Origin of the sequence: Rhizobium sp. M10 (assembly GCF_002531955.1) — a bacterium.
GTDB classification, from domain to species: domain Bacteria; phylum Pseudomonadota; class Alphaproteobacteria; order Rhizobiales; family Rhizobiaceae; genus Rhizobium; species Rhizobium etli_C.
Map to the genome: position 1 here is coordinate 150,057 of NZ_NWTA01000002.1, position 17,433 is coordinate 167,489.

A 17,433-nucleotide genomic window follows, 5' to 3' on the forward strand; every position below is an offset into this window, starting at 1 on the left:
ACCTGCCGCAGCAGCGAAAACGGCAAAACGAACGGGCCGGGAGTAATCTCCCGGCCCGTTTCATTGTCTGGATCTTGCTTATTCGGCTGCGAAAGGCGGCAGCCGTAGAACGTTGGTGTCGTTGCCTTTGGCACTCTTGCGCTTGCCTTCCGGCTTTTCGATCGCCGTCAGGCGCTCGTCCAGCGCATCGATATCGCTGCGGTTCTCGCGGGTCACGCGGGTGAGATCCTCGGGCGACAGAGGCAGTTCCTCCTCGTCCTTCCTGCCGACCATGCGGCCGAACATCCATCCGAGCAGGCGGGAGAGATCGTCCATGATCAGGAAGAAGGAGGGCACGACGACGAGCGAGAGGACCGTCGAGACGATGATGCCGCCGATCACCGCGATTGCCATCGGCGCGCGGAAGGAGCCGCCTTCGCCGACGCCGAGCGCGGAAGGCAACATGCCTGCCGACATGGCGATCGAGGTCATGATGATCGGCCGGGCGCGCTTGCGGCCGGCTTCGACCATGGCTTCGACACGGGCCATGCCCTGATGGCGCATCTCGATCGCGAAATCGACGAGCAGGATGGCGTTCTTGGTGACGATACCCATCAGCATCAGAATGCCGATCATGACGGGCATGGACAGCGGATTGCTGGTGATGATCAGAGCCGCCGCGACGCCGCCGATGGCCAGCGGCAGCGAGAACAGGATGGTGAAGGGCTGGATCACGTCCTTGAAGAGCAGGATCAGCACCGTCAGCACCAGCAACAGGCCCATCAACATGGCGTTGACGAAGCTCTGCTGCATCTCTGTCTGCACCTTGGTATCGCCGCTTTCGGCAAGGCGTACGGAGGCCGGGATGTTGGCCGCCTCGACGATCTCGCGGAAGCGGGCCGAAGCCGTGTCGAGCGCCACGCCCTGCGGCAGATCGGAGCCGATAGAGACGACACGGTTGCGGTTGTTGCGCTTGATCGAGCTTACGCCTTCCGAATAGTCGATATTGGCGACGCTCGAGAGCGGAACGGTGCCGCCGCTGGCGGTCTGGATCTTCAATGCCCGGAGGGCCGCAAGATCGCGGCGCATGTCGAGTGCCGCCTGCACCCGGATCGGGATCTGGCGATCGTCGAGCGAGATCTTGGCAAGCGCCGCATCGACATCGCCGATAGTGGCGACGCGGATCGTCTCGGAGATCTGCTGCGGCGTGATGCCGAGGCGGGCGGCCTCATCCTTACGCGGGTAGACCTGCAGTTCCGGACGGGGCAGGGCGCCGTCGGCGCTGACATTGGCGAGCAGCGGGTCGGCTCGGAGCTTGGATTCCAGGATGCCGACGGCGTCGTTCAGATCCTTCTCGTTCTTGGAGAGGAAGTTGAAGGAGAGGTCGCGTTCGCCGCGGTCGTTGAGTTTGAGGATATGGACGTCGGGAATGTCGCGCACCTTCGCGAAGACTTCCTTTTCGATATCCCATTGCGGGCGTTCACGGCCATGGACTTCCACCTTCGGCAGCATCGGGCCGATGACCGGGATGTCACCGAGCACATCGTTGACCACCTTCTTGACCAGCGACTGGTCAAGCTTGTCGAGTGCCAGCGTGATGGTCGCACGGCGCAGTTCGAGATCGCCCTTCGGCGATGCGCCGCCGAGGACGAAGACACTTTCGACGCCGTTGATGTCCTTGACCCTGTCATAGATCGCGTCCGTCGTCTTCTCGGTATCGTCAAGCCGCGCATTCGGCGGCAGTTCGACGGAGAGAACGATACGCGAAGCGTCTTCCGGCGGCAGGAAGCTGCCGGGCACGAACATGACCAGCGCGATGACCGAACCAACCGTGAAGAGGAGGGCCACAATCAGCGTCGTATAACGCCAATACCACCTGCGGGTCGTGCCGCTGACAAGGCGCGTATAGCCCTTCATCAGCAGGCTGTCATTGTCGTGATGGTCGTCAACGCCGTCTTCGGCGCGCATGAGATAGGCGGCCATCATCGGCGTGATCAGGCGCGCCACCATTAGCGAGAAGAAGACCGAGAAGGCGACTGTCAGGCCGAACTGGATGAAGTACTGGCCCGGAATGCCCGGCATGAAGGAAACCGGCACGAAGACGGCGATGATGGTGAAGGTGGTGGCGATGACGGCAAGGCCGATTTCATCCGCCGCCTCGATCGCCGCCCGATAGGGCGTCTTGCCCATCTTGATATGGCGGGCGATGTTTTCGATTTCGACGATCGCGTCGTCGACAAGGATACCGGTCGCAAGCGTCAGGGCGAGGAAGCTGACGAGGTTCAGCGAGAAGCCCATCATGTCCATGACCCAGAAGGTCGGGATCGCGGAGAGGGGGAGAGCGATCGCCGAAATCAGGGTCGCGCGCCAGTTCCGGAGAAAGAGCAGGACGACGATGACGGCGAGCAGCGCGCCTTCGAGCAGCGTGTGGATGGCGGCTTCGTAGTTGCCGTAGGTGAAATACACCGAATCGTCGATCATCTCGATCTTCACATTCGGGTTTTCGCTTCTGACCTTCTCGAGGCTCTGCGCTACGGTTTCGGCGACGCTGACCTCGCTGGCGCCCTTCGAACGGAAGACGCCGAAGGTGACAACAGGCGTATCGTTGAAGCGCGAGAAGGATTTCGGCTCTTCATAAGTGTCCTTGATGACGCCGAGGTCGGACAGCTTGACGAAACGGCCGTTCGGCAGCGCGATTGTCGTGTCGGCGAGTTCGGCGACATTGCGAGCATCGCCGAGGACGCGGATCGCCTGTTCGCTACCGGCCACCTGGCCGCGGCCGGAGCCGAGGTCGACGTTGGTGCCGCGCAGCTGCTGGTTGACGCTTGCCGCGGTGATGCCATGGGCATCGAGCTTGGCGGGGGTGAGTTCGATGCGCACTTCGCGCTCCGCGCCGCCGTAACGGTCGACGCGGCCGATACCGGCCTGGCCCTGCAGGGCGCGCTTGACCGTATCGTCGACGAACCAGGAGAGTTCTTCGAGCGACATGTCGGGCGAGGAAACGGCGAAGGTCTGGATCGCCTGGCCCTCGACGTCGACCTTGGTGACGATCGGCGTTTCGGCCGTCGCCGGCAGATCGCTGCGGATGCGATCGATCGCGTCCTTGACGTCCTGCACAGCCTGTTCCGTCGGCACTTCCATGCGGAACATGACATTGGTCTGCGAGCTGCCGTCGGTCACCGTCGACTGGATCTCGTCGATGCCGGTGATCGAGGCGATCGCGTCTTCGATCTCCTTCGTTACCTGCATTTCGAGTTCGGCCGGCGAAGCGCCGCTCTGCGTCACGCTGATCGAAACCAGCGGCACGTCGATGTTCGGGAAGCGCGTGATCGGCAGCGTGTTGAAGGACTGGATGCCGATGAATATCAACAGGCAGAAGGCCAGCAGCGGCGCGATCGGATTTCGAATGGACCAGGCTGAAAAATTCATCGGATGGTCTCTTTAGTTGGAAGCCGAGGGCTGTTCACGCACCGGCGTGATGTGATCGCCGTCGCGGACATAGGCGCCCGCCTTGGCCACGACCTCATCGCCGCTCTTCAATCCATTGACGATCTCGACATAGGCGCCGTCCTGGATGCCGGTCTCGATCTTGGCGAATTTTACCACACCATCCTCGACCTTGCGGGCCGACGAGCCTTCATTGCCCGTCAAGACCGCGGTCAGGGGAAGCGATACGCCTTGGGTCTCGCGCACGATGATCTCGGCACTGCCATACATGCCGGAGCGCGCCTTGCTGTCATCGTCGATGGAGATATGGACGAGGCCGAGGCGGGTGGTCGGATCGACGGTCGGCGACACCAGCCGCACTGCGCCGGAAAGCTTCTCGCGGCTGCCGGAAAGCGAAATCGTCGCCTTCTGGCCGGCCATGATCCTGACGATGTCGCTTTCGGCGACTTCTGCGACGAGCTCGATATCACCGTCGCGGATCAGGGTGAACAGCGGGTCACCGGTGCCGGCGGCAATGGCGCCGACCTTGGCGTTCTTTGCGGCGATCGTGCCGGCGACCGGCGTCTTCACATCGGTGCGGGCGAGCTTCAGATCGGCATCGGCGATCTGGCTGTCGAAGACCTTCAGATCGGCTTCGGCGACCTCGATCGCCTGTTCGGCGGAGACGACGCGGGCATTGGCGGCGGCGGCGGTTGCATCGGCCTGTTCGACCTGGGCAGTGGAAACCGTGCCCTTCTTGCCCATTTCCTGGGAGCGGGCCTGCTGCTGCCTGGCCTGTTCGGCGTTGGCCTGGGCCTCGATGAGCTGCGCGCGCAACTGGGCGAGGCTTGCCTCGCCCTTGGCCTTCGTCGCCATCATCTGGCTCTTCTCCAGCACCAGCGCGTCATCGTTGAGCGTCGCCAATGTGCTGTCGGCCTGAACCTTGTCGCCGACGTCGGCTTTCAGCGTGCGGATCGACAGGCCCTCGACCTGCGGCTGGATATAGACTTCCTCGACGGGTTTGACCGTTCCCGTGCCGATGACTCGGTCGACGAGAGTGCGGTTTGTCGCCGTGGTAACGACGATCGCCGGCAGGTTCTGCTGCGGTTTTGCGACTGGCGCTTCCTGCGAACATGCGGTGGATGCAGCCAGTGCCGCCGCAAAAAGGGTGGATACGCCTAAAATTCCAATCGGCCTGCGTGCCATGCGTCGTCGTCCAATCCTGTAACAAGGTTGGCCGAACTCGCGCGTCTGTCCTTCAGCTCGCGACCAGGCCACTGCCTTTCCTGCATTCTCAAGGGTATCCGCACATCATTTGCCGTCTTCATCCCTCGTCGGCAAATCGGCTTCTAATTGGTATCGATTTGCTCGATATGCAAGCCCGGCAGAAAACAATTCCCCATGAGCCGATAATAATTACCATCAGAACCTGAATCAATCACCGAAGGGTTATGCGAGCATGACGATGATTGATCCCGCCTCTACCGCAATGACGTTTGACGCCGGACAAATGCGACAGTTGCAGGGTGATTTTTCGTGCAAGCAGGAAAAATACGAAACGCGCGGAGATCTTCCCCGCGCGTTTCCCTCGCAATGTTGCCGCGATTACTTGGACGCAGCGTCGGTAATGTCGTGCGTCCAGGCGCCCGAGGGCTCCTTGCTGATGATCTTCTGATCAAGCAGCGCCTTTGCTGTGCGGGCATAGAGCGCCTCGTCCAGCTTGCCGGAGCCGTCACCGACGAGCTTGGCGACTTCGCCCATCATGCGCTTCTGGTGGTTTTCGTCCTGACCGCCATTGTCCATGACGATCTCGGCGGCTTCATCGGGGTTTTCGGTCGCATATTTCCAGCCTTTCATCGAGGCGCGGACGAACTTGACCATCTTCTCCTTGAAGGCCGGATCCTTCAGCTTGTCCTCCATCACGTAGAGGCCGTCTTCCAAGAGGTCGTTGCCCATCTCGGTATAGTTGAAGACCGTCAGTTCCTCCGGCTTGAAGCCGGCATCGATCGCCTGCCAGTATTCATTATAGGTCATGACCGAGATGCAGTCGGCCTGCTTCTGAACAAGCGGCTGCACGTCGAAGCTCTGCTTCAGCACAGTGACACCGTTCGGGCCGCCGTCGGTGGACAGGCCCAGCTTGTTCATCCAGGCGAAGAAAGGATATTCGTTGCCGAAGAACCAGACACCGAGCGTGTGGCCTTTGAAATCGGCCTCGGTCTTAACAGGGCCGTCCTTGCGGCAGATCATTTCCAGGCCTGACTTCTGGTAGGGCTGGGCGATATTGACGAGCGGTACGCCCTTTTCGCGGGCAACGAGAGCGCCGCCCATCCAGTCGACGATGACATCGGCGCCGCCGCCGGCGATCACCTGTTCGGGAGCAATGTCCGGGCCGCCCGGCTTGATGTCGACGTCGAGGCCTTCCTCTTTGTAAAAGCCTTTGTCCTTGGCGACGTAATAGCCGCCGAACTGGCCCTGCGTGACCCATTTCAGCTGCAGCACCACCTTGTCGGCGGCCATCGCGTGTGCGGCGGCCAGCGTCATCGCGCTCGCCATCATTGCAACCATCAACTTTCTCATTTTTTTATCCTTACCCTCTGAAGTTATGCCCGAACCCCGTTTGCGAAGCCCGTGCGCGTCTAGCCACCACGGATAGACGGATGCCAGAATGTCACCGCCCGTTCCGTCAGGGCGATGACGCCATAGAAGATCGAGCCGGCCAGCGCCGCAACGGCGATTTCCGCCCAGACCATATCGACATTCATGCGGCCGATCTCGGTGGAGATGCGGAAGCCCATGCCGACGATCGGCGTCCCGAAGAATTCGGCAACGATGGCACCAATCAGCGCCAGCGTCGAGTTGATCTTCAGTGCGTTAAAAATGAACGGCATGGCTGCCGGAAGCTTGAGCTTGAGCAGCGTCTGCCAATCGCTCGATGCATAGGTGCGCATCAGGTCGCGCTCCATGCTGCCGGAGGCGGCAAGGCCGGCGACGGTGTTCACCAGCATCGGGAAGAAGGTCATGATGATGACGACGGCGGCCTTCGAAGGCCAATCGAAGCCGAACCACATGACCATGACCGGAGCGACGCCGATGATCGGCAGGGCCGACACCATGTTGCCGATCGGCAGAAGGCCGCGGCGCAGGAAGGTGATGCGGTCAGCCAGTACGGCGACGGCGAAACCGCTGAGGCAGCCGACGGCATAACCGATCAGGACAGCCTTGAAGATCGTCTGCCTGACGTCATCGCCGAGGATCGGCAGGGAGGTCATGATGCGGGCGCCGATGGCGCTCGGCGGCGGCAGGATGATGAAAGGAATGCCGGCGCCGCGCGTTGCCGCCTCCCAAAGGATAAGGATCCAGGCACCGAAGATCGCCGGGATCAGCAGCTGGAGTGTCGATTTGCCGAAGGCGGTGACGGGTTGCTGTTTCGACAGCTCGGTGACGCATCGCCAAGCCAGCAGCCAGCAGGAAAAGAGCAGCAGGAAGAATGCCCGCGTCGCCATGCCCTCGTTGCCGGAGAGCGCGGAAAGCAGCATCCAGGCGGCGCCATGGGCGCCGATAAACAGCACGGTGGCGCGGTAGGCCGGCGGTTGCGGCGCGAAGGACAGCAGGGCGGCGGCGATGACGATGGTGAAGACGAGGCTTGCGGTGCCGTCGGTGAAGGGCTGCGCCGCGCCGTCGGCCAGCAGCGGCAGGCTGATCAGCGCTGCAAGGCAGAGGAGGAGGGCGGTCACGCCCTGCCAGGAGAAGGTCAGATGTCTCATGCCGGCCTCCCGCCCATGGCGCGGTCGACGATCTTGGCGGCAAGGCCGACGATCGCAACCAGAATGCCGGCCAGCAGCGATCCGGCGACGAGGGCCGCCCAGATATCGATGGTCTGGCTGTAATAGGAGCCGGCAAGCAGTTTCGAGCCGATGCCGGCGACTGCCCCCGTCGGCAGTTCGCCGACGATGGCGCCGACGAGGCTTGCGGCGATTGCGACCTTCATCGAGGTGAAGAGGAAAGGAATCGAGGCCGGAACGCGCAGCTTCCAGAAGGTCTGCATCGGGCTGGCATAATAGGTGCGCATCAGGTCGAGATGCATAATCTCAGGCGACCGTAATCCCTTCACCATGCCGACGGCGACGGGGAAGAAGGAGAGATAGGTGGAGATCAGCGCCTTGGAGACGAGGCGGGAGGCGTCGGAATCGAGGTTCAGGAGATGGGCGAGCGCATTGTCACCGGTCAGTACATTGTAGGAAATGATAACGATCATCGGTGCGATGGCGAGGATCGGTATGGTCTGGCTCGCCACCAGCCACGGCATCAGCGAGCGGTCCATGGCGCGGTTGTGCACGATCAGCACGGCAAGGAGAATGCCGAGCAGCATGCCGAAACCGAAACCGAGGAGGGTGGAGGAGAGTGTCACCCAGCTGTGATAGACAAGGCTGCGGTTGCTCGAAAGGCTGCGTAGCACGGTGTTCTCGTAGACATTTTGCGCCACCTGATGCGGCGCGGGCAGAATCGGCTTCGGCTGCGCCAGCGTCTTGCCGATGAATTCGAGCGTCGTCGGGGTGGCGCCGGCGCGACCGTCCATGTCGCGTTGGAACGGCGCGTTCATCAGGACCGCGGCGGCATACCAGATGGCGATGAGGACGAGCAGGATGGTGGTGACGGGGACGATCTTGTTTTTGAGGGTGTCGGGTTTCACGCTACGCGCTCCTTCAAAAAGGGAGCGGCGTGTTTTTCGACAGTCAAAAACACGTAGTCGGGGCCGTCCAACACTTGAGCGTTGTCGAAGCGCAGCACGTTGAAACCTTGATTGCGCAGGAACGCGTCCCGGACAAGATCATGTCGGCGGCCAGCAATTGTTTCGTGGCTATCACCGTCGACTTCGACGATTAGTCTTGCTGAAAGCCAGGCGAAATCGGCGATATACGGGCCGATCGGCGTTTCGCGCCTGAACCGGGCGCCATACGGCCTGAGATCTCGAAGCATATCCCACATGGCTGCCTCTGCCTTTGTGAGTTCACGGCGGAGGCGTTTTGCGGTTTCGCGGGTTTTTGGGGTGATGTTCGAATGTGGCATCTAGACCCCTCCCCAACCCCTCCCCACAAGGGGGAGGGGCAAACCTGGGGCGCTCGCCGAGTTCTCCAGCGACCGGCGCGAAAGAGTATCAAGGCCGGCGGCGAGCTCGACGCTAAAGCCCCTCCCCCTTGTGGGGAGGGGTTGGGGAGGGGTCTTTTCCAACGACACGCGGCTACACCTCATGGCTATGCCCCGTCCTCAACCCCTCGCGGACGCGATGGGCGATCTCCAGAAACTCAGGGGTGTCGCGGATGTCGAGCGGGCGTTCGGCCGGCAGCGGCGAGTCGATCACGTCGGTCACACGACCCGGGCGCGGCGACATCACCACGATCTTGGTGGAGAGGTAGACGGCCTCGGGAATGGAATGGGTGACGAAGCAGATCGTCTTGTTGGTGCGGGCCCAGAGTTTCAGCAGTTCTTCGTTCAGATGGTCGCGGACGATCTCGTCGAGCGCGCCGAAGGGCTCGTCCATCAGCAGCAGGTCGGCGTCGAAGGCGAGCGCGCGGGCGATCGAGGCGCGCTGCTGCATGCCGCCGGAAAGCTGCCAGGGGAATTTCTTCTCGAAGCCGGACAGGCTGACGAGGTCGAGCGCTTCGGCGATGCGCCGCGTGCGGTCGGCACCGGAATATCCCATGATCTCCAGCGGCAGGGCGATGTTGTTTTCGATGGTGCGCCAGGGCAGGAGCGCCGGCGCCTGGAAGACATAGCCGTACGCGCGGGCCTTGCGGGCTTCTTCCGGCGTCATGCCGTTGATCGAGATCTCGCCCGACGTGCTCTTTTCGAGATCGGCGATGACGCGCAGGAAGGTCGTCTTGCCGCAGCCCGACGGGCCGATGAAAGAGACGAAGTCGCCCTTGCGGACATCGAGATTGACATCGCTGAGGGCCTGCACCGGGCCGTCATTCGCCTGGTAGGTGAGACAGAGATCCTTGGCGGATACGACGGAGGGTGCTTGCATCAATGCGACCATTCTTGTTTTCGCCGCGGGGAGGCGGTTTGCATGTTACCATCGCCACAGGCCCTGCCGGCGGCACATTTCATGGAGGAAGAGAATGGACGCGACATCACAACCCACCTGCCACATCGTTCGCCCCAAACATGCCTATGACGGCAAGCAGGGGCTGAGCTATTTTGAAGGGATCGCGGCCGAGACGGTCGGCGCCAAAGGGATCTGCATGCATCTGCTGACGATCCCGCCCGGCGTGCGCGCCAAGGCGCATCTGCACGAGGCGCACGAGACGGCGATCTACATGCTCTCCGGCGAGGCCCATACCTGGTACGGCGACCGGCTCGAGCACCACATCGTCGTCCATGCCGGCGACCTTTTCTATATCCCGGCCGGCGTGCCGCACATGCCGGCAAACCTCAGCAGCACGCCATGCACGGCGGTCATCGCCCGCACCGACCCGAACGAGCAGGAAAGCGTCGTGCTTCTGCCGGAACTGGACGCGCTGGTGCCGGCGTGAGGTCATCCGCATGGAGGCGTCGTTCCCCGGTTGATGGCCGTATCGTGGTGCACCATGTCACACGCCCGTTGCCGGAATGCCGCTGCGCTCAACCTTGCGCGGAGAGGTGATCTCCTTCCAGGTGGAGAGTGCCTTGCTGACGGCCGTCACTGGTTCGCGCCGGACGAACTCGCCATGGCCTTCCTGGGTCTTGATGGTGCCTTCCTCGATCGCGACGACGCCGCGCGTCAGCGTGTAGCGCGGCAGGCCGGTCACTTCCTTGCCCTCGAAGACATTGTAGTCGATCGCCGATTGCTGGCTCTTGGACGAGATGACCTTGGACCGCTTCGGATCCCAGACGACGATATCGGCATCGGCGCCGACGAGGATCGCGCCCTTCTTCGGGTAGATGTTGAGGATCTTGGCGATGTTGGTCGAGGTGACGGCGACGAATTCGTTCATCGTCAGCCTGCCGGTGTTGACGCCGTGGGTCCAGAGCATCGGCATGCGGTCTTCCAGGCCGCCGGTGCCGTTTGGGATCTTGGTGAAGTCGCCGACGCCGAAACGCTTCTGCGCGGTGGTGAAGGCGCAATGGTCGGTGGCGACCACCTGCAGCGAGCCGGAGGCAAGGCCCGCCCAGAGACTGTCCTGATGCTGCTTGCTGCGGAACGGCGGCGACATGACGCGGCGGGCGGCGTGATCCCAGTCGGGGTTGGAATATTCGCTCTCGTCGAGCGTCAGATGCTGGATCAGCGGCTCGCCGTAGACGCGCATGCCCTTGGCGCGGGCCCGGCGGATCGCTTCGTGCGCCTGTTCGCAGGAGGTATGGACGATATAAACAGGGCAGCCGGCCATGTCGGCGATCATGATGGCGCGGTTGGTGGCCTCGCCCTCGACTTCGGCGGGGCGGGAATAGGCATGCGCCTCGGGGCCGTTATTGCCTTCGGCGAGCAGCTTGGCCGACATCGAGGCAACGACGTCGCCGTTTTCGGCGTGCACCAGCGGTAGGGCGCCGAGTTCAGCGCAGCGCTGGAAGGAGGCGAACATCTCGTCATCATCTACCATCAGCGCGCCTTTGTAGGCCATGAAATGCTTGAAGGTGTTGATGCCCTTGTCGCGAACGATGGTCTCCATCTCCTTGAAGACCTGCTCGCTCCACCAGGTAACCGCCATGTGGAAGGAATAGTCGCAATTGGCGCGGGTCGATTTGTTGTCCCACATCGTCAGCGCTTCGAGCAGCGACTGGCCGGGGGCGGGAAGAGCGAAATCGACCACCATGGTCGTGCCGCCGGAAAGCGCCGCGCGCGTGCCGCTCTCGAAATCGTCGGAGGAATAGGTGCCCATGAAGGGCATTTCCAGATGGGTGTGCGGGTCGATGCCACCCGGCATGACATAACAGCCGGAGGCGTCGAGCGTCTCGTCGCCCGAGAGGTCCGGGCCGATCTCGACGATCTTGCCGCCGTCGATCTTGACGTCAGCCTTGTAGGTGAGGTCGGCCGTGACGATGGTGCCGTTCTTGATGACTGTGGTCATGATCGTTGCCTATCCTTAGTTGTGAATGCGGCTGGCGAATAGAAGCCGGGCAGTTCGGGACTGAATTCGAGCCGGCCCTGCAAGGCCGCAAGGATCGTTTCGAGTACGGAGCGCCGCTCGCGCGAGATTTCCTGATTCCAGAAGCGCAGGACCGAATAGCCATTGGCATTGAGCCATTCGGTTCGGCGTTGATCGGTCGCGCTCTCGGCATGCTGGAAGCCATCGACTTCTACAATCAGTCGCTCTTCGCGACAGAGGAAATCGACGATGAAGGGGCCGAGCGGAACTTGTCGCGCGAATTTGTAGCCGTTCAGGCGTCGTGCGCGTAAGTCGCTCCAGAGGTGGTATTCCTCTTCGGTTTCGTTGCGGTGAAGCTGGCGGGCTTGCCCGGTTTTTGCGGGACGATGTTTACGGATATCCTGCCTGATAATTTTGGTCCCACCCGAAGCCCCCTCATCCGCCCTTCGGGCACCTTCTCCCCGAGGGGAGAAGGGGGGAGCCGCGGCGCCAGCCGCTCCCTTCTCCCCAGCGGGGAGAAGGTGGCCCGCAGGGTCGGATGAGGGGGCTCCGGGCGCGACATGAGACATCACACCACAATCTCCGCCGTCTCCACCACCGCATGGAACAGCACATCGGCGCCGGCCGTCGCCCATTCCTTGGAAATCTCCTCCGCCTCGTTGTGGCTGAGGCCACCCACACACGGACACATGACCATGGTCGCAGGCGCGACCTTGGCGGCCCAGCAGGCGTCGTGGCCGGCGCCGGAGATGAGGTTCATGTGGGTGTAGCCGAGGCGTTCGGCGGCGGAGCGGACCGAGGCAACAAGCTTTTCGTCGAAGGTAACAGGTGCGAAATGGCCGATCGCCTCGACGGAACAGCCGACACCGAGCGCGTCGCAGATGCCAGGCGCTTCCGCCTCGATCTTTGCCCGCATGCGGTCGAGCTTGGCCTTATCGGGCGAACGGATATCGACGGTGAAGACCACCTTGCCCGGCAGCACGTTGCGGGAGTTCGGCGAGAAGAAGACCTGGCCGACGCCGCCGACGGCGCCCGGTTGTTCACCCATCGCCACACTTTGCACCATTTCCAGGATGCGCGACATGGCAAGGCCGGCGTTGACGCGCATGTTCATCGGCGTCGAGCCGGTATGGGCCTCTTTGCCGGTCAGGGTGAATTCCAGCCACCACAGGCCCTGACAGTGGGTGACGACGCCGATCTGCTTGTCTTCGGCCTCGAGGATCGGGCCCTGTTCGATGTGATATTCGAAATAGGCGTGCATCTTGCGGGCGCCGACTTCTTCGTCGCCGACCCAGCCGATGCGCTTCAGCTCGTCGCCGAACAGATTGCCCTCGGGATCGCGGCGATTATAGGCAAAATCGAGGCTGTGCACGCCGGCGAAGACGCCCGAGGCCAGCATGGCCGGGGCAAAGCGTGCGCCTTCCTCGTTCGTCCAATTGGTCACAACGATCGGATGTTTGGTCTTGATGCCGAGGTCGTTCATGGTGCGCACGACTTCGAGGGCCGCGAGCACCCCGAGCACGCCGTCATATTTGCCGCCGGTCGGCTGGGTGTCGAGATGCGAGCCGACATAGACGGGCAGGGCATCGGGATCGGTGCCGGGGCGCGTGGCGAACATCGTGCCCATCTGGTCGACGCCCATGGTCAGGCCCGCTTCGTCGCACCATGTCTTGAAGAGGCCGCGGCCCTCGGCATCCGAATCCGTCAGGGTCTGGCGATTGTTGCCGCCCGCGATACCGGGGCCGATCTTCGCCATGTCCATGAGGCTGTCCCAGAGACGGTCGCCATTGACGCGCATGTTCTCGCCTGGTGCTGCCACCATTTTTATGCCCTCACCTGTTTGCGGCAGTCATGTGAAGTGACATGCCCGCCTGTTCCCGTGGTCTATTCCTGCGCCTCTTATTGGTTTTGTCGAGCGCCGGAAAATCGCCAGTTGCCTTTGTTTTTCATCTGGCGGATAATTTGACCGATTGGTAAACATTACAACTTCCACCGCCGGGCTCAAGACGAAAATCACGAAAATTGCCGATAAAAATACGGGCAGTTGCTCAAGAAAGAGGCCGGTGTGCTTCCAGCCAAAACTTGAGCGAAGAAGTTGAATTTCAAGGGGAAACGACAGCCTGTGACCATACCGAGAGCAGCGAAAACCCTGAGGCGGACGCGAATCCAGGAGGAGAAGGAAGAGCAGATCCTGGAAGCGGCGCTCGACGTGTTTTCGGCAAGCGGCTTCCGCGGCTCGACCATCGACCAGATCGCCGAAGTGGCCGGCATGTCGAAACCCAACCTGCTCTATTATTTCCGCACGAAGGAAGCCATGCATCGGGCGCTGATCGACCGGGTGCTTTACACCTGGCTGGAGCCGCTGCGCGCCTTCGATGCCGACGGCAATCCGGAAGAGGAAATCCGCAGCTATATCAGACGCAAGCTGGAGATGGCGCGCGACTTTCCGCGTGAAAGCCGGCTCTTTGCCAATGAGGTGCTGCAGGGCGCGCCGCATATCGAGGACGAGCTGAAGGGTCCGCTGAAGGAACTGGTCGACGAGAAGGCGGAGGTCATCCGCGCCTGGACGAAATCGGGCAAGATCGTCAAATGCGACCCCTACCATCTGATCTTCTCCATCTGGTCGACGACCCAGCATTATGCGGATTTCGACGTGCAGGTGCGCGCTGTGCTCGGACAGGAGCATGCCGGCGAAGGCCGCTTCGAGGATGCGGCGCAGTTTCTGGAACAGCTCTTTATTGGCGGGCTGCGGCCGGATCGCTCCGAGAGTTGACGTTTATTGCCTTTTCGGCAGCGGTATGCGGGCGAGAATGTCCGTTACGCCTTCCATCGTATAGGGCTTTTGCAACACGGGCGCGTCCGAATGGCTGTTTGCCTGGGCGATGCCTTCCCCATAACCCGTGGCAAAAACGAAGGGCACGCCGTCAGCTGCCAATCGGTCGGCAATCCCGAAACTGGTCTCATCGCCGAGATTGACATCGAGAAGCGCCAGATCGAAGGACCGGCCGGTCAGGATTTCCATCGCCTCGGCAACGGTCGGTGCGGTTGCTACTTCGGCGCCTAGACGGCGCAGGATATCTTCGCCGTCCATGGCAATAATCAGGTTGTTTTCCACCAGCAGCACGTTCAGGCCGGAAAGCGGCTGTCCTCCTGCAATCACCTCGGGTGCCGCTGCTCCGTTCGGCGCTGAATCTGATCGATCGCTCGTCGGGCCGACGACATATCGCCCGGGAATGAAGAAATCCGCTTCGAGCCCGCCCTTGTTGTAGCGCAACTCGGCCTTGCCGCCGAGGTCATACGGAATCGAGCGCCGAATGATCGTCGAGCCGAAGCCGTGGCGCGTCGGTTCGGTGACGGGCGGACCACCTTTTTCCCGCCAGCCAATGCGCAGATTGCCTTCATCATCGCGGGACCAGCCGAGTTCGACGATGCCGCGGCCGGTGCCGGAAAGGCTGCCATATTTGGCGCTGTTGGTCATCAGCTCGTGGAAAACAAGGGCAGCGGTGGAAAAGGCCTGCGGCTCCAGCAGCACGTCCTCGCCGTGCATCTGAATGCGTTGCGCATTTTTGCCAAGATAGGCGGCGGTCTCGGCCAGCAGCAATTGCCGAAGCGAAGCCGGCGCCCAGTGATCGCGGGTAATCTGGTCATGGGCACGGGCGAGTGACTGGACGCGGCCCTCGATCTGGCGGACGTAGTCACCGAGGCTCACGGAGGTCGCCTGCGACTGGCGGATGATGCCGGTGATGAGGCTCAATATGTTGCGGACGCGGTGGTTGAGCTCGGCGATCAGCAGTTCCTGCCGCTCGTTTGCCGTCTGGCGCGCCATGCTGGCCTCGTCGGTGAGGCGCAGAACCACCTCGATCAGCGTGACCCGGATCGTTTCGGCGACACGACGCTCGGCTTCGCTAAAGGGCAGGGAGCGGCCGCGCACCAGTTCCGACCATGCCTCGAAACTCTTGCGCGGCGTCAACCTCGGGCCGTTGGGTCCGTATTCCACCGGCTTGTGCGGATCGCCGCCCCAACGGACGGTCCGCACCAGCTCCTGGCGGAAGAGCACGACATAATCGCGCGGTGAACGCGAGATCGGGATGGCGAGCATGCCTGCCACTGCACCGTCGACCTCAAGATCCGGGTAGGTGTCCCCCAGCCTGTCGACGGCATAGATGCGGCCGGCAGCAGTGCGGTTGAGGTGGCGGACAAGCGCTGCGAAGCTTTTCTCATCCGGTCCGATGCCGGCCAGCGCCAGCCGGCCGTTGATCCAGACACCGATGCCATCGGCAGGAATGGCTTCGGCCAGCGCTTCGACCAGCCAGGCGGGATCGTCGAGCAGGCTGGCATTGTCTGCCACGGCCGTCAGAAGCCGGTCGGCGATGCGGCGCGCCTTGGTCTCATAGTCCAGCGCCAGCCGGCGTTCACGGCTTTCGAGGCGCGAAGCGAACATCTGACCGAAGAGTTCGGCGGTGGAGCGGCTTTGGGCCGACGGCAGGCGCGGACCGTAGTGATGACAGGCAAACAGGCCCCAGAGCTTGCCATCCACCACGATCGAAATTGAGAGCGACGCCCCGACGCCCATGTTTTTGAGATATTCGATGTGGATCGGCGAGACCGAGCGCAATACCGACATGGAGAGGTCGAGCGGCTGACCGTGCTGGTCGAGGTGCGGCAGTATCGGGACCGGGACGGCGTCGACATCGGCAATGATGCGGAACAGGTTGCGCAGATAGAGCGCGCGGGCCTGTACCGGAATGTCGGAAGCCGGATAGTGCAGCCCCAGGAACGAGCCGATGCCGGCGCGGGCGGCTTCCGCCACCACTTCGCCGGATCCATCTTCGTCGAAACGATAGACCATCACCCGGTCGAAACCGGTCAGGGCGCGCGCCTGCCTTGCACCCTCGCGGAAGAAAGCTTCCATCGTTTCCGTGTGGTCAAGGCGAGACATCATGCTGCGCATGGAGAGAGAAGAGGTGTCGCGTCTGGCGTCCTGGCAGCGCTCGCCTTCGATGATGACCAGGTCCTCGTTCATGTGCACGGCAAGGTCGAACCTGTCTTGGCCGGGTGTCAGGACGACGCCGAAAATCCGCTCGACGTCGGGACCCCGCAGCGTCGTCAGCTTGTTGCGGATTGTGTGGAGCGCTTCGGGCGTGATCAGGGAGGCAACAGGGCGGCCGAGTGCGTCGGCCTGTGCAATGCCGAGGAACTCCACCAGATTTGCCGAGGCGCGGACGGCAATCCAGTCCGACGATACCGCCAGCAGAAAGCCGAAAGGCTGAACTGCGCCAAGTTGGTGGATCGGCTCGCGGTCGCAATTGGTGAGATCGACGGGTTCAAATGTGCCGCTCATGGGACGGCTTCCAGTTCGAGTTGCCCCGCTTGGAGAAAGAGGCCGAAAACATCGCGGGCGGCGACGACGGCAGCGTCGAAGTCGTCCAGATTGCTGGCATCGAGACGGTCCATGAAGATCCTCATGGCGCTCTTTGGACCTTGTGGCGTCAGGTAGGTGCTGGGCAGGTAATCAGGCACGGCTTTGGCAAGCAGGGCGCCCCCGAGCTTGGAGCCCTCGAACACGTAAAGGGCTCCCCAGAGCGCTGCCTCGCCATGCAATGCCGGTGGCGCCAGGGGCGGGGGCAACGGATCGCCGAGCGCGTGGATATCGGCCAACAGCATTCGCGTGCGCCTGCGCTCCGGCCAGTCGGGCAGCAGGCGGTCTATACCGGCTTCCTCGAGCGCATTTTCGGCCGCAGGGACGACCCGGGCATGCGCGCGCAGGAATGTTCCGTACTGCTGTCTATCGGAGAGGTCGAACGTGCCGAAAAGCTTGTCGACCTCGGCGTGGCAATCTGCTGTTTGTGCGCGGAGCACGCTGCGAAGTGACATGCGGACCGTATTCTGGGTGATATGGCAGATGATGCCGTTTATAGGAGAACGACGAACTAGCGATATATTGCAGCATCGCAGTATTTCCAGA

General features: G+C 62.2%; 14 protein-coding genes. 2 read left to right on the forward strand and 12 right to left on the reverse strand.

The window, feature by feature from the left end:
• Positions 1-78: 78 nt before the first annotated feature.
• The 7 genes from CO671_RS02460 to CO671_RS02490 form a co-directional block, all read right to left on the reverse strand.
• Complete coding sequence (locus tag CO671_RS02460; RefSeq protein ID WP_097604183.1) at positions 79-3,408, reverse strand: efflux RND transporter permease subunit; 3,330 nt, start codon at positions 3,406-3,408, stop codon at positions 79-81.
• 12 nt (positions 3,409-3,420) lie between these two features.
• Positions 3,421-4,611, reverse strand: a complete 1,191-nt coding sequence (locus CO671_RS02465) for an efflux RND transporter periplasmic adaptor subunit (protein WP_010032551.1) — start codon at positions 4,609-4,611, stop codon at positions 3,421-3,423.
• A gap of 399 nt (positions 4,612-5,010) precedes the next feature.
• A complete protein-coding gene (locus CO671_RS02470; RefSeq protein ID WP_097604184.1) occupies positions 5,011-5,982 on the reverse strand; it encodes an ABC transporter substrate-binding protein in 972 nt (323 codons plus the stop codon).
• Positions 5,983-6,041: 59 nt separating this feature from the next.
• Positions 6,042-7,169 carry an ABC transporter permease gene (locus tag CO671_RS02475; RefSeq protein WP_097604185.1) on the reverse strand — a complete coding sequence of 376 codons (1,128 nt, stop codon included), beginning with the start codon at positions 7,167-7,169 and terminating at the stop codon, positions 6,042-6,044.
• Positions 7,166-8,095, reverse strand: a complete 930-nt coding sequence (locus CO671_RS02480; protein WP_010029812.1) for an ABC transporter permease — start codon at positions 8,093-8,095, stop codon at positions 7,166-7,168. The genes CO671_RS02475 and CO671_RS02480 overlap by 4 nt, the downstream gene beginning before the upstream one ends.
• Entirely contained in the window at positions 8,092-8,472 is a 381-nt protein-coding gene (locus CO671_RS02485) for a DUF559 domain-containing protein (RefSeq protein ID WP_097604186.1), read from the reverse strand. Before CO671_RS02485 ends, CO671_RS02480 begins: the two co-directional genes overlap by 4 nt.
• 172 nt (positions 8,473-8,644) lie before the next feature.
• Entirely contained in the window at positions 8,645-9,430 is a 786-nt protein-coding gene (locus CO671_RS02490; protein ID WP_097581928.1) for an ABC transporter ATP-binding protein, read from the reverse strand.
• A 94-nt stretch (positions 9,431-9,524) separates the two neighbouring features.
• Between CO671_RS02490 and CO671_RS02495 the strand changes: the two genes are divergently transcribed.
• Positions 9,525-9,938, forward strand: a complete 414-nt coding sequence (locus CO671_RS02495; RefSeq protein WP_097604187.1) for a cupin domain-containing protein — start codon at positions 9,525-9,527, stop codon at positions 9,936-9,938.
• Positions 9,939-9,995: 57 nt separating this feature from the next.
• Here the strand turns inward: CO671_RS02495 and hydA are convergent, their stop codons facing one another.
• The 3 genes from hydA to CO671_RS02510 are packed head-to-tail and all read right to left on the reverse strand — an operon-like array spanning position 9,996 to position 13,290.
• On the reverse strand, positions 9,996-11,450 hold the full coding sequence (gene hydA / locus CO671_RS02500; protein WP_097604188.1) for a dihydropyrimidinase: 1,455 nt from the start codon (positions 11,448-11,450) through the stop codon (positions 9,996-9,998).
• Complete coding sequence (locus CO671_RS02505) at positions 11,447-12,037, reverse strand: DUF559 domain-containing protein (RefSeq protein ID WP_097604189.1); 591 nt, start codon at positions 12,035-12,037, stop codon at positions 11,447-11,449. Before CO671_RS02505 ends, hydA begins: the two co-directional genes overlap by 4 nt.
• Positions 12,037-13,290, reverse strand: a complete 1,254-nt coding sequence (locus CO671_RS02510) for a Zn-dependent hydrolase (protein WP_097604190.1) — start codon at positions 13,288-13,290, stop codon at positions 12,037-12,039. The genes CO671_RS02505 and CO671_RS02510 overlap by 1 nt, the downstream gene beginning before the upstream one ends.
• Positions 13,291-13,563: 273 nt before the next feature.
• On the opposite strand from CO671_RS02510, the gene CO671_RS02515 reads away from it, so the two are divergent.
• Entirely contained in the window at positions 13,564-14,241 is a 678-nt protein-coding gene (locus CO671_RS02515) for a TetR family transcriptional regulator C-terminal domain-containing protein (protein WP_010028901.1), read from the forward strand.
• A 3-nt stretch (positions 14,242-14,244) separates the two neighbouring features.
• Here the strand turns inward: CO671_RS02515 and CO671_RS02520 are convergent, their stop codons facing one another.
• Both CO671_RS02520 and CO671_RS02525 read right to left on the reverse strand, forming a co-directional pair.
• The gene (locus tag CO671_RS02520) at positions 14,245-16,809 is read right to left on the reverse strand and encodes an HWE histidine kinase domain-containing protein (RefSeq protein WP_097604191.1); all 2,565 of its coding nucleotides are present in this window, start codon (positions 16,807-16,809) and stop codon (positions 14,245-14,247) included.
• The gene (locus tag CO671_RS02525; RefSeq protein WP_097604192.1) at positions 16,806-17,342 is read right to left on the reverse strand and encodes a biliverdin-producing heme oxygenase; all 537 of its coding nucleotides are present in this window, start codon (positions 17,340-17,342) and stop codon (positions 16,806-16,808) included. The genes CO671_RS02520 and CO671_RS02525 overlap by 4 nt, the downstream gene beginning before the upstream one ends.
• Positions 17,343-17,433 lie beyond the last annotated feature (91 nt).